The organism is Paenibacillus sp. FSL R10-2736 (assembly GCF_038000245.1).
Lineage (GTDB): Bacteria > Bacillota > Bacilli > Paenibacillales > Paenibacillaceae > Paenibacillus_AQ > Paenibacillus_AQ phytohabitans.
Genome location: NZ_JBBOBN010000001.1, coordinates 4,259,138 through 4,271,923, shown reverse-complemented (window position 1 = coordinate 4,271,923; position 12,786 = coordinate 4,259,138). Strand labels below are relative to the sequence as shown.

The window sequence follows — 12,786 nt, the reverse complement described above, 5'->3', positions numbered from 1 at the left end:
TCGATCCTCCCCGGGAATGTTATCTATTCGATTGTCGCCGCAATGTGTGAAAATTTCAACCTTTATTCCATATATTCTGACGAATAATAAAATTTTATCAAGAAGGTAAAAGGAAAATACATTTTTTAACACAGAAGCATAGAAGCACTGGCAACCGGACAGCCTAAGGACGCGTTCTTTGCAGTCCATTCTAGTCTTCCAGCGTACATAGACCGGTGGCAACACCGCCGGAGACAATAGTCAGTATGGAATGAAAAAAAGTCTCTTTGGAGATCAGTACACCGCCGGCACCGATAATTACGAAATCCGTCAGGAAAATAATCACTCCGACATTGAGCGGAATGTAACGTTTCATGAACTTGGCCAGCAGATCTGTTCCGCCCGTACTTGCTTTGAACCGCAGCATCAGGCCGAGCCCGCTTCCCATCAGGAAGCCGCCGATTATAGCGCTGGAGATGGAACCGAGTTCGATATAATACAGAAAGTAATATTGCAGCGGCCCGAGCAGTTCGATCAGGAAGGATGAGGTCATCAGCCCCAGAATGCTGTTATAGAAGATATCCCGCTCCCGGAACCAGGCCAGCAGGAAGATCGGAAGACTGCAGACAATGATGGCCAGTCCGATTTTGATGCCGGAGATGTAATTAATGATGAGGGCAATGCCGATAATTCCCCCATCGAGTATTTTATAGGGCACCAGAAAAAAGTTGGTTCCCGCTGCAATCAGCAGGCTGGCCAGCAGAATAATGACATACTTGGGATATGAGCGCATCTTCAGCATCTCCAGACTTAAGGCATGTCTTAATAAATATGCACCGGTCTGGAAAAAAATAGCTATAAAACAAAAAATCCTGCTTGCGCAGGATTAGAGGTGAATTGCTCAGACGTGAACCGGCTCTGGTTTCTTTAGCTGCAGCGGAGGCGGGATCAGCCAGCCTTTCTGCTTGTTCATTTTGAGCAGTGCCATGCCGAAGGCGGCCATTTGGGCGTGGATCTTCATGAACATTGCGCCGATATCCTCGCGGACCGACATGCCCATGATCTGGCTGCAGACCACTAGACTTAGCGATACTGCCCCGGAGAGGGCCGCAGCAATCTCAGGGTCGGAGAACCTTGCGCCTGCCGGGATATCCTCGAGCTTGACGGAGGGACGGTCTGGCAGTGCAGGCGGAGGCGCGAAGCCGTTCAGCTTGAGGATTTTGTCACAGTCCTTAATTTCCTGCTGTGCCTGATCCATAAGATCATCGATAATCTTCTTCAAATCCTGGTCCCCGGCATGAAAGTGAAATGCCTGATAGGTAGATAAGGACATTTTGGCTGTTGCCGAGACCTGCCACAGATTGAAGATTTCACCATAGTGAAGCGGTTCATCTTTGGGGTTGCCGTTTAGAACTCCCATAATTACAGAACTCCTCTACAAATAGGTTATGAACGTAAATTAGGTTGTCCAGTGCAATCAGCGTTATTCAAGTGCACTAAATAAAGTCACAGTAAAGCAGGTGTAGCCCGATGGATTATATCTATAAAGTGCTGGAGAGCGACATGGAGCTGCTGGCTGCGGCACTATCGGAGGTTCAGGTAACGGTTGTGCTGAAGGAGGGTACAGAGGAGGTGCTGGAACCGGGGGGACAGATCAGAGCATACACCGCGAAATCTGTCCGGATCCGGGGATTATCGTATTGCCGCGAGGTACATGAATTCCGAATTCTTCCGGCAGAGCCTATGTAGACTCCCCGCTCCTTGCATAGAAGCGCTTCTGCTGCAGATTCAGCGGGAGTAACGCTTGCGGAAGCGCAGCGGAGAGATGCCAACCTTCCGGCTGAAGCGCCGGGAGAAGTAGGCGGTGCTCTCGAAGCCGGTACGTTCTGCAATCCCGGAAATAGGGATTTCTGTCTTGAGCAGCAGCAGCTTGGCCTGCTCCAGCCGGTAATCCGTCAAGTATTCCATAGGGGTCAGCCCATAGACACGTTTCATGCAGCGGGCCAGATAATTGTAGTGAAAATGCAGCGCATCCGCCAGGGATGCATTCGTGAGATCCTCCGTAAAATGATTGCGCAGGTAGGCTTCCGTCTGTTCAGCGATCTCTGCAGCCTGACTGCCCGCAGTATCCTGCTGGGCCAGATCCATCATCCGCAGCATCTCCTCAAAGATGCGCTGCTGCTGCCATACGGAGCTGGAGCGCCGTCCCTGACTAAGCTGCAGCAATTGCTCTGCCTGCCCGCTCCGTGCGAAGGGGTCCGGGAGAGGTCCGAACTGGGGTATGCGGATCGTATAAGGATGAATCAGGAATTGCCGGAAATGCTTCTCCCGCTCTGCATATACAGGATCACCTTCCGCTTCCATCCACTCACCGACCGTGTGAAAATGAACCCACGTGAAGGAGGTGATCTCCTCGCAGGGTTTAACTGAATAATGATAGCGGTCCGGCAGCAGAAGGAGGGTGTGCCCGGAGGTTACCGCCCACTCCTTATCATCCTCACCGATGAACAGACAGCCCTGTTCTACAATAATAAGATCGAATTTCCCCATACGGCTGCGGTTTGGATGCTGCTCGCCGGGCAAATATACGGTATGGCCGCATTCGAGGAAATAGGGGAACGGCGGTGCTGACAGATGAATATAGGCAGGACTGGGTGACATATCTGCTCCTTTCGCAAGCTCTTTTCTATTAGCCGGACTTCCATGGAAGGTTAATAATCCAAGTGTGAAATAGTACAAAAACAGGGTTGCTTATGATTCTGTTTTTTATTCATTTTACCGTCTATAATTGCAAATAGCGAGGATGAAATGAAAAGGGGAGAAAACACATTGAGTAAATTTGCAGATATTCAGCAAGCCGCTGAGACAAGCCGGCAGGTAGCTATTCAGGATGAATTCTGGGGGCGTTATATCCGGCTGGTTCAGGATACCGTTATTCCGTACCAGTATGAGGCACTGCATGACCGGGTGGCCGGAGCAGAACCCAGTCATGCCATTGCCAATTTTGAAATTGCTGCCGGCAGGAGGGAAGGCGAGTTTAACGGCTGGGTCTTTCAGGACAGTGATGTAGCTAAATGGCTGGAGGCAGTGGGGTATTCGCTTAGCATCAAGCGTGATCCTGAACTGGAGCGTCAGGCGGATCAGATGATAGAGCTGGTCGGCGAAGCACAGCATGAAGACGGATACCTGAATACCTATTTTACACTCAAAGAGCCGGGCAAACGGTGGACGAATCTGCTGGACTGCCATGAGCTGTATTGTGCGGGACATTTCATTGAAGCGGCAGTGGCCTATTATGAAGCGACCGGCAAAGACAAGCTGCTGGTCATTGTGCGGCGGTTCGTTGACCACATTGAAACCGTCTTCGGACCGGAAGAGGGGAAGCTGAAGGGCTACGACGGTCACCAGGAAATTGAGCTGGCCCTTGTGAAGCTGTACCGGCTGACCGGTGAAGAGAAATATCTGAAGCTCAGCAGCTTTTTCATCGATCAGCGTGGACAGGAACCGAATTTCCTGCATCAGGAGTGGGAACAAAGAGGACGGGTTACGCACTGGACAGGTACGGCTACAAGCAGTGTGGATGTCAGTTATAATCAGGCCCATATCCCGGTCCGTGAGCAGAGCGTGGCCCTGGGACATTCCGTCCGTGCAGTCTATATGTATACAGCCATGGCCGATCTGGCCCGGCTTACCGGAGATGAAGCGCTGCGCGAAGCCTGCGTGCGCCTGTGGAACAATATGACGGAGAAACAGATGTATATCACTGGCGGAATCGGGTCAACACATCATGGTGAAGCGTTCACCTTTGATTATGATCTGCCGAATGATACGGTCTATGCGGAGACCTGCGCTTCGATCGGGCTGATCTTTTTTGCCAAGCGGATGCTGGAATTGACCCCGGACGCCCGGTATGCCGACGTGATGGAGCGGGCGCTCTATAATAATGTGCTCGGCTCCATGGCACAGGACGGCAAACACTATTTCTACGTGAATCCGCTTGAAGTATGGCCGCAAGCCTGCAGCTGCAACCCCGGCAAACATCATGTCAAAGCAGAGCGCCAGGGCTGGTTCGGCTGCGCCTGCTGTCCGCCGAACGTGGCACGCCTGCTGACCTCACTGAATCAGTATATCTACACTGAGCATGGCGACACACTTTACACTAACCTGTATATCGGCAGTGAGCTGAAGACCACACTGGGCGGCACAGAGGTAGCAATCCGCCAGCAGAGCCGTTTCCCTTGGGATGGAACCGTGACCCTGAAGGTTGATCCTGCGGAAGCCAGAGAGTTCGGTATGGCGCTGCGTATTCCTTCCTGGAGCGAGAACGTGGAGATCAGAGTGAACGGAGAGGCGTTAGGCGATGCTGCTGCAAGCCTGCAGCAGGGCTATGCTGTGATCCGCAGGGAATGGAAGGCTGGCGACGTGATTGAGCTGAAGCTTCCAATGGAAGCGCACCGCGTATACGCCCACCCGAATCTGCGTGCCGATGCCGGGAAGACTGCCATTCAGCGCGGCCCGCTGGTCTACTGCCTGGAAGCGGCTGATAACAGTGAACCGCTAAGCTCGATTTCCTTGAGTGAAGCAGCTTCATTCACCGAGACGTATGATGAAATGCTGCTTGGCGGTGCTGTAGTGGTAGAAGGCGACGGCTTCCGTGTAGCACAGGCGGCCTGGACCGGAGGGCTGTACAGCAGAGAGAAGGCAACGCTGGAAGCGGTGAAGGTAACTGCAGTCCCTTACTATCTGTGGGGCAACCGCGGTAGCGGCGAGATGAAGGTGTGGATTTGGGAGTGAGCCGCAAGCGTAACAGACAGCAACTTTGGAGCGAGTTCGGCGTCTAACAAGCATTTGATACAGGGAGGATGCGTATGAACCGGACATGGTTTTGGCTGCCGGTCCTGGCAGTACCACTGCTGCTTGCCGCCTGCGGCGGACTCGTGAATCCGGCTACCGACAGCGGGTCTGCGGATGCCGAAACTACCAGCAGGCCGGAATCAACTCTTAAGTCTGGAGAAGTCTCTCCGGATAATCCGAGCAGGATTGCTTTTGACATCGATGGCATTCATGATCCGCTCGTTAATGAAGAGATGAAGGCAAGCCTGAGAGATGCGCTTGAGGGAATTGTGAATGAGGACCATGAACAGTTTAACCGGGCTTTTGCCAGTGTAAGTCTGGCAAAGGCAAATGAATTCGCCTTCACTCCCGGCAGCATCACTTTCACCGGAGTCGATGAGATTTCGGAGCAAAGCGGCGGCAGAGTTGTCATAAACGTGCATGATGTCCGTACAACAGCGGATGGGGAAGTGAAGCACAGCTGGAATTACTGGTTCATGCCGGATAAGGACGGCAACTGGAAGCTGGTCACGATTGACTGAGGACCTGCTCGTTTAGACGTTTTACCTGCATCACAAAAAAGGAACCCGGTCGCACCGCCTAGGCGGACAACCGGGTTCCTTTTTTATACTCAAAGTTTAAAACTTGCTAACTAACCCAATACAACTACAACCTGGTGAACCGCACCGTCGCCCACAGGAGCGATGATGTTGCCTTCAACAGCAACGCCGTCGAGAGTCAGGCTGGCCACGCCTTTGGAGACATGGTTCGGGTTCTGGATCGAGATGACATAAGTGTCGCCGCGGAAGACGCGGGTAATCTCGAAGCTGTCCCACTCCGTAGGAATACAAGGATCAACCTTCAGACCGGCAAAGTCAGCCTGGATACCGAGGATGGACTGTGTAATCGCTACATAGTTCCATGCCGCTGTACCTGTCAGCCAGGAGTTTTTCGCTTCACCGTGACGTACAGCATCTTTACCGGCGATCATCTGCGAGTACACGTAAGGTTCCATACGGTGAACTTCGCTGATGTCCTCCAGGTAAGCCGGAGCGATTTTTTTGTAGATATCAAAGGCTCTGTCGCCGTGTCCAAGCACCGTTTCAGCGATCATGATCCATGGGTTGTTGTGGCAGAAAATACCGGCATTTTCTTTGTAGCCCGGAGGATACGTAGAAATTTCACCCAGGTTCACATAGTACTTGGAGTAAGGAGGCTGCTGCAATACGATACCATAGTCCGTATCCAGACGTTCCTGAACGGAAGTCAGCGCACGGGCTGCTTCGCCGTTCTCCACACCGATACCCGCCATTACACACATCCCCTGCGGCTCGATGAAGATCTGGCCTTCTTCGTTCTCCTTGCTGCCGATCTTGTCGCCGTAGTGGTCATAAGCGCGCAGGAACCAGTCGCCGTCGAAGCCGTGGGACAGGGTAATGGCACTCATGTTCTCGATCTTCGCAACCGCATCAGCAGCTACATCATCCAGTCCGCGCATGCGGCAGATTTCAGCATAGTCCGGTCCAACGAAGACGAACAGACCTGCGATGAACACGGATTCTGCTACGCCGCCTGCGATATTCTCAGTTGTCTGGAACGATTCGCCCGGCTCGGTGGAGAAGCAGTTCAGGTTCAGACAGTCATTCCAGTCCGCGCGTCCGATCAGCGGCAGGCCGTGAGGTCCGAGGTTGTTCGTTACATGCTCGAAGCTCAGCTTCAAGTGCTCGAACAGGGTAGCCGTGTGATCCGGATTGCTGTCAAAAGGAACCTGCTCATCAAGGATCGAGTAGTCGCCGGTTTCCTTAATATAAGCAGCCGTACCGGAGATCAGCCAAAGCGGATCATCGTTGAAGCCCGAGCCGACTTCGTTGTTGCCCTTCTTGGTAAGCGGCTGGTACTGGTGATATGCGCTTCCGTCAGGGAACTGGGTAGCCGCGATATCGAGAATACGCTCTCTGGCGCGTTCTGGAATCTGGTGGACGAAGCCGAGCAAGTCCTGGTTGGAGTCGCGGAAGCCCATACCGCGGCCGATTCCGGATTCGAAGTACGAAGCGGAACGGGACATGTTGAAAGTAACCATACACTGGTACGGATTCCAGATGTTAACCATCCGGTTCAGCTTGTCGTCACCGCTCTGGATCTGATATTTGGACAGCAGGTTATCCCAGTGTGCAGCCAGGGTAGCCAATGCAGCATCTACCTGGGCATCTGTAGCGAATTGATCGATTACAGCCTGTGCAGGTTTTTTGTTGATAACGTTCAGGGATTCCCATTTCTCATCTTCAGGGTTCTCGATATAGCCGAGTACGAAGATGAAGCTTTGCTCTTCACCTGGTTCCAGTGTGATTTCCAGTGCGTGGGAGCCGATTGGCGACCAGCCGCTGGCCACCGAGTTGGTAGCTTCACCGGCAGCAACTGCCTGCGGAGCGTCCAGACCATTGTACATACCCACGAAGGATTCGCGGTCAGTATCGAAGCCGGCGATTTCCTTGTTTACTGAATAGAAAGCGTAGTGGTTTCTGCGCTCACGGTATTCGGTTTTGTGATAGATGACGGAATCCTTCACTTCAACTTCACCGGTGCTGAGGTTACGCTGGAAGTTTGTCATATCATCGTTGGCATTCCACAGACAGAATTCGGCAAAAGAGAACAGCTTAACAGTTTTCTTCGCGTCGCCTGTGTTCTTAACGACAAGGCGGTGTACTTCAGCATTGTGGCCCATCGGTACAAAAGCAAGCTGATTAACGGAAATACCGTTACGTTCACCGGTGATGGAAGTGTAGCCAAGACCATGGCGGCATTCGTAGAAGTCCAGATCGCGTTTTACCGGCATCCAGCCCGGAGTCCAGAAATCACCGTCATCATACAGATAGTAGTAGCGGCCGCCTGTATCCAGCGGAATATTGTTATACCGGTAACGGGTAAGTCTTCTCATGCGCGCATCGCGGTAGAAGGTGTAACCACCGGCAGTATTAGAGATGAGGCCGAAAAATTGCTCGTTGCCGAGGTAGTTGATCCATGGATAAGGTGTTTTTGGGGTGTTGATTACATACTCTTTGCGGGTGTCGTCAAAAGTTCCGAATTTCATTAGAGACAAGTCTCCTTTCAATTGTGAACGCGCGTTTACAAAGCTGAGAAAAAATTCCCTCGGGGTAAGGGATTTTTCTGTACTAGAACATTACTGCTTCGGCGGCTGGCAGGAATCTCTTGCCACCAGACGTGCCGGGAAACTGATCGTGCTGAAGGTCGGCTGCTGTGAATCGCACAGCTCGATGACCTTCTCGACAGCAGCCTTGGACATTTCGTAAATCGGCAGACGGACGGAGGTCAGCTTGGGATGAATCCGGGAAGCGAGCTGCACATCATCAAACCCCGCGATTGACATATCCTCCGGCACGGAAATGCCATGCTCAGAGAACGCTTCCATGGCCGAAATAGCCATATCATCATTGGAAGAGAAGAATGCAGTCGGCAGCGGGCCGCCGGAATTCAGCAGCTTCTTCACCTCTTCATAGGCGGTTTCTTTGAGGAAATCACCCTGTAGGATGAAATTCTCATTCAGCGCAAGCCCATGACGCTTCAGCGTATCCTCGTATGCCATATAGCGTTCCCGTCCGGAGTACGTGTTCATCCGTCCGCAGATCATGCCAATTTCTTCATGGCCGAGACCGATCAGGTACTCGATGGCTTCAACCGTACCCTCATAGTCCTTGGAATTCACTATAGCCAGATGATTGCGGTCCAGATGCTCCGACATAATCTCCGAAATGTCATAATCAATCAGCACAAGCGGTGAGTCGAGACCGACCATTTCCCGGACAATCTCGATATCCTTCTGGGTGCCGACTATAATGCCGCCGTCAATCCGTTTCTGCAGGAAAGCCTGCTTCACCTTCAGGAAGTCGTCGGGAGAATATACGGTATGAATCAGAACATAACAGCCGCGGGCATTCGCTGTGTCGACAACGGCATCAACGAACGGTGCGAAGTAGTTATTCTGATAGATCCGTGTCGCGTTCTCTTTCTCGTTCATACTGATTGCAAAAAGCCCGATCGTATCGGTCTTCTTGCCGGCCAGAGCCCGGGCGAAGCTGTTAGGCTCGTACTGATGCTGTTCAATGATCTTCAGCACCTTGGCCCGGGTCTCCTCAGGGACATTGGAATAATTGTTGATCACACGGGATACTGTGCTTCGCGAAACCCCGGCTAGCTTGGCAATATCTTCGCTTCGCATGGTGTACCCCCTCTACTGTAAACGCGCGTTTATGAACTCATTGTAAAATAAACCGGCGCGAAAATCAATCATCCGCCCAAATAATTTTGCCTTGAAATATAAGAAAGATTAGTTTTACGCCAAACTTTATCCTTCAATTGCTCGCTGAAAGTAATCCCGTCCTTTGAGGACGTAATAACCGTTTCCACTTGCCGGATTCTCCGATCTGCGTTACAAATAAATGCATCAGGAAAAAAGAGATGCTGGAGAGGACGAAACAGATGATTATACAGGAAATAGATTCGCAGACACGCAGGGAGAAGGAGGGATTGCTATCTTTTACTCGTTAAAAAACCGCCTGATCGCGTTCTTCGTTGTGCTGCTGGTACTATCCTTCGGCACGATGTCGCTGCTGCTGTTCAACCAGTCACGCTCCATCATCCGCTCTTATATCGAATCCTCGGCACTGGAGAAAATGGACGAGTACGGCTCATTTATTAACATGGCCCTGCAGCAGAGCTATGACTTGTCCTCTCTGGTCTACAACAGCGATATCACCCAGAGGTGGGATGCCCAGCTGTCCAATCCGGCTTCAACCGAAGGGCAGAAGATGCTCTCCAATATCACCATGAGCAAGTTCCTGACCCAGACTACCAACAATTATTCGATTGTCTCCTCAGTGACTATCTACCGTCAGGAAGGGATGCGAATCGGTGCCGATAACCAGGTGGTTACGGATGCTTCGTTCAAGCAGGAGACGTGGTACCGCAATTTCATTGAGCATAGCAATCACTGGGTTCCGGCTCATACGGATCAGGTGGAGATTAAAGGAGCCAAGCCGTATGAGGTGGTGAGCCTGCTGCTGCCGATCGGGATTTTTGAGCCGTCGCTGGCCAAGAATGTGATGAAGGTCAACATCAAGGCGGACTTCCTGCTGGAGCCGCTGAATCGTATACACCTTGGTGAAAGCGGTACCATATTTTTGCTCAACCAGCAGGGCAATCCGATTCTGTCACAGCAGGAGTACAGCACTTATCCGGAAGCAGCGACGGAGGTCCGGCGGGTCCGTGCAGGCAAAGCCGCGCAAGGCGTTGTCTACCTGAAGGATCAGAAGGGCGCCTCACATATTCTGGTCTACAAAAAGCTGGCAATCACCAACTGGCTGTTGGTCGGCTTTGTCTCTGAACAGGATCTGTATGCCAAGCTGTTCAAGCTCCGCAATAGCATTATTGTATTTGCTTCCCTGATGCTGATTGCCGCCTTTGTGCTAGCGTACTGGATTTCTTATGGTATTACCAAGCCCCTGTCCCGTCTGGTGTCGGCCATGCGGCATGTCCAGAAAGGGGATTTCGCCCAGGCCGAGCGGCTCACTCCGCCGGAACGCAGGATACGGAACGAGGTTGACTACGCTACCGACACCTTCCGGAGTATGGTCAAGCAGCTGAGGTATCTGATACGAACCGAGTTTGAACAGAAGCTGCTGCGCCAGCAGGCAGAATATAAAGCGCTGCTGATGCAGATCAATCCCCACTTCTTGTTCAATACCCTGGAGCTGATGAGCAGTCTGGCTATCCAGCAGCGGACGAAGGAGACGGTTACGGTCATTGAGTCACTCGGCAAAATGCTCAGGTTCTCGCTGCGCATTAGCGAGGATCTAATCCCGCTGCGCGAGGAGCTGAAGTATGTCCGTTATTATATGTCCATTCTGGACATCCGCTTCGGCCCGGGTCTCGATCTGCGGATCGAAGAGGCGGGGGAGCTTGACGATCTGGAAATCGTCAAGTTCCTGCTCCAGCCGCTGATCGAGAATGCGGTGAAATACAGCTTCATTCACCAGGCGAATGCCAGGGTACGGATCACGGTAAGACAAGATAAGGAGCGGCTGTATCTTGCTGTTGCCGATAACGGCATCGGAATGGCTCCGGAGCTGCTCCGCGAGCTGAATGATCAGGCCATGCGCCAGCAGCTGGAGCAGCTTCTGCAGAGCAAGACCCATCAGATTGGACTTCGTAATGTGCTGGCCAGATGCCGGCTCTACTATGGCGATTTATTCAGCTTCAGGATAGATTCAAGCGAACAGCAGGGCACCAGCATCGAGCTGAGTCTGCCCATTCAGAGGAGGAATGAAGATGTATCGCGTATTGATCGTGGATGATGAGCCGGAAATCCGCCAGGGCTTACGCCTGAAGGCGGACTGGGCTGGCCTGAATTTGTCAGTGATCGGTGAGGCAGGGAATGGCATGGAGGCAATAGAGCTGCTGGCCTGTGAGGCGGTGGACATCGTAATCACAGATATGAACATGCCTGTGATGAACGGCGTATCTTTCCTTGAGGATTGCCGCAGACTTTATCCTGAGCTGAAGCTGATCGTAATTACCGGCTACGAGGATTTTCATTACGCCAGAGCGGCTGTCCGTAATCAGGCGCGTGATTATCTGCTGAAGCCGGTAGCTGCCGATGAGCTAATGGCCGTATTGCAGAAGGTGAAGGAAGAGCTTGACCGGGAGCGCAATGACCGTGATCAGCAGGCCGTAATCCAGTGGCGGCTATCCCAGTATTACATGGAAATGAAAGAGCATTTCCTGGTGCAGCTTATCAAGGAGGAAGTAGAGCAGGTGGATGCGCTGAAGGAGCGGGCCGCACTCTTTGAGCTGGGCGAATGGGATTTGACGGGAATTCATGTTGCGACAGCCGGACTCAGGGAACGGACAGGGGAGGCTCCGCAGCTGCCGGAGCGCACTCCCGGCAAGCTGCGCCTGCCGTTTGAGCTGCTGGGCAGGGAATTCGCGGGCAGGTACGGCAGCGGCTGCCTGGTGTTCCGCGATCCGAACTACCCCGGACTGGTTCACTATATTCTGCAGGACGGGCTGACGGATATGCCGCAGTTCTGTGCAGATTTGGCTGCTTGTATCTCTGCACATCTGGGCTTTGAGCCGGTCATCGGCTACGGCGGCGTCAAGCGCGGATTCCGGCAGTGGAAGGAAGGTTATATGGAGTCTCTGCTGGCCTGGAATCTCTCAGAGAATGCAGCTTACCCGCCGGCTGAAGGAAAGTCTGAGCCGGGAGCAGTACTTACAGAGGAGCTGACACGGACTCTGCGCCGCCTGCTGATTCAGGGGGAGTGGAGCTGCTTCGGCCAGACGGTCCGGCAGGAGCTTCAGCAGGCCTTCTCCCAGTCACGTTCCCGTTTCGTGAAGCTGATCTTCCAGCTCTATCTGCTTGTGGACGGAGCGGATGGGGCGCCTGCACATGGGAACGGTCATGCCCAGCAGCTGTGGCTCCATCCTGAGATGGTCCATAAGCTTGACTCAGTAGACAAGGCAGAACAGTTCCTGCTGGAGCTGGCCGGACGTGCACACCGTCAACTGCAGGAAGCAGGGGACCCTGATGATTCGGTGATCCGCACTGCGACGCAGTATATCGACGGCAATTACATGTATGATCTGAATTTGACCCAGCTGGCTAAACGGTTCAATTACAATTCATCCTATTTCTCGGAGCTGTTCAAAGCCAAGGTAGGCCGCAGCTTCATGGCCTATCTGACCGACATCCGGATGGCCCAGGCCACCCATCTGCTGGTGAGCACAACCCTTGGTCTATGGGACATTGCCGAGCTTACCGGGTTCTCGAATGCCAGCTATTTCAGCTCCAAATTCAAAAAGATGTACGGGATCGCCCCTTCAGACTTCCGCCTGAACCCACCTGAAAAATTCAATAGTGAGCAGCCGAAGAAATAGCATTCAAGCGGGCTGCGCTACTTT

General features: G+C 52.7%; 10 protein-coding genes. 5 read left to right on the top strand and 5 right to left on the bottom strand.

Annotated elements, in window-relative coordinates; translation table 11 throughout:
- Positions 1 to 190: 190 nt before the first annotated feature.
- Both NSQ73_RS18605 and NSQ73_RS18600 read right to left on the bottom strand, forming a co-directional pair.
- Complete coding sequence (locus tag NSQ73_RS18605) at positions 191 to 772, bottom strand: YitT family protein (protein WP_039297036.1); 582 nt, start codon at positions 770 to 772, stop codon at positions 191 to 193.
- Positions 773 to 880: 108 nt separating this feature from the next.
- Complete coding sequence (locus tag NSQ73_RS18600; protein ID WP_340987612.1) at positions 881 to 1,399, bottom strand: DUF3231 family protein; 519 nt, start codon at positions 1,397 to 1,399, stop codon at positions 881 to 883.
- A gap of 110 nt (positions 1,400 to 1,509) precedes the next feature.
- Here NSQ73_RS18600 and NSQ73_RS18595 point away from each other — a divergent pair, with 110 nt between their 5' ends.
- On the top strand, positions 1,510 to 1,728 hold the full coding sequence (locus NSQ73_RS18595; protein ID WP_042136267.1) for a hypothetical protein: 219 nt from the start codon (positions 1,510 to 1,512) through the stop codon (positions 1,726 to 1,728).
- Positions 1,729 to 1,767: 39 nt separating this feature from the next.
- Here the strand turns inward: NSQ73_RS18595 and NSQ73_RS18590 are convergent, their stop codons facing one another.
- Entirely contained in the window at positions 1,768 to 2,640 is an 873-nt protein-coding gene (locus NSQ73_RS18590; protein WP_340987610.1) for a helix-turn-helix transcriptional regulator, read from the bottom strand.
- A gap of 147 nt (positions 2,641 to 2,787) precedes the next feature.
- Here NSQ73_RS18590 and NSQ73_RS18585 point away from each other — a divergent pair, with 147 nt between their 5' ends.
- Positions 2,788 to 4,773: a glycoside hydrolase family 127 protein gene (locus tag NSQ73_RS18585; RefSeq protein WP_340987608.1), complete on the top strand. Its 1,986-nt coding sequence runs from the start codon at positions 2,788 to 2,790 to the stop codon at positions 4,771 to 4,773.
- 74 nt (positions 4,774 to 4,847) lie between these two features.
- The gene (locus NSQ73_RS18580; RefSeq protein WP_340987606.1) at positions 4,848 to 5,354 is read left to right on the top strand and encodes a hypothetical protein; all 507 of its coding nucleotides are present in this window, start codon (positions 4,848 to 4,850) and stop codon (positions 5,352 to 5,354) included.
- A gap of 110 nt (positions 5,355 to 5,464) precedes the next feature.
- Here NSQ73_RS18580 and NSQ73_RS18575 read toward each other — a convergent pair whose 3' ends face one another.
- Positions 5,465 to 7,900, bottom strand: a complete 2,436-nt coding sequence (locus NSQ73_RS18575) for a GH36-type glycosyl hydrolase domain-containing protein (protein WP_340987604.1) — start codon at positions 7,898 to 7,900, stop codon at positions 5,465 to 5,467.
- 90 nt (positions 7,901 to 7,990) lie between these two features.
- Positions 7,991 to 9,046: a LacI family DNA-binding transcriptional regulator gene (locus tag NSQ73_RS18570; RefSeq protein WP_042136273.1), complete on the bottom strand. Its 1,056-nt coding sequence runs from the start codon at positions 9,044 to 9,046 to the stop codon at positions 7,991 to 7,993.
- 313 nt (positions 9,047 to 9,359) lie between these two features.
- Between NSQ73_RS18570 and NSQ73_RS18565 the strand changes: the two genes are divergently transcribed.
- Positions 9,360 to 11,180 carry a sensor histidine kinase gene (locus NSQ73_RS18565; protein ID WP_445669677.1) on the top strand — a complete coding sequence of 607 codons (1,821 nt, stop codon included), beginning with the start codon at positions 9,360 to 9,362 and terminating at the stop codon, positions 11,178 to 11,180.
- Positions 11,155 to 12,762: a response regulator transcription factor gene (locus tag NSQ73_RS18560; protein WP_340987600.1), complete on the top strand. Its 1,608-nt coding sequence runs from the start codon at positions 11,155 to 11,157 to the stop codon at positions 12,760 to 12,762. Before NSQ73_RS18565 ends, NSQ73_RS18560 begins: the two co-directional genes overlap by 26 nt.
- The last annotated feature ends 24 nt before the right edge of the window (positions 12,763 to 12,786 follow it).

Coding starts and splice junctions, on each gene's coding strand:
- NSQ73_RS18585 (WP_340987608.1), top strand. CDS start 2,788: ATGAAAAGGGGAGAAAACACATTGAGTAAATTTGCAGATATTCAGCAA.
- NSQ73_RS18560 (WP_340987600.1), top strand. CDS start 11,155: ATGTATCGCGTATTGATCGTGGATGATGAGCCGGAAATCCGCCAGGGC.
- NSQ73_RS18605 (WP_039297036.1), bottom strand. CDS start 772: ATGCGCTCATATCCCAAGTATGTCATTATTCTGCTGGCCAGCCTGCTG.
- NSQ73_RS18575 (WP_340987604.1), bottom strand. CDS start 7,900: ATGAAATTCGGAACTTTTGACGACACCCGCAAAGAGTATGTAATCAAC.
- NSQ73_RS18600 (WP_340987612.1), bottom strand. CDS start 1,399: ATGGGAGTTCTAAACGGCAACCCCAAAGATGAACCGCTTCACTATGGT.
- NSQ73_RS18595 (WP_042136267.1), top strand. CDS start 1,510: ATGGATTATATCTATAAAGTGCTGGAGAGCGACATGGAGCTGCTGGCT.
- NSQ73_RS18580 (WP_340987606.1), top strand. CDS start 4,848: ATGAACCGGACATGGTTTTGGCTGCCGGTCCTGGCAGTACCACTGCTG.
- NSQ73_RS18590 (WP_340987610.1), bottom strand. CDS start 2,640: ATGTCACCCAGTCCTGCCTATATTCATCTGTCAGCACCGCCGTTCCCC.
- NSQ73_RS18570 (WP_042136273.1), bottom strand. CDS start 9,046: ATGCGAAGCGAAGATATTGCCAAGCTAGCCGGGGTTTCGCGAAGCACA.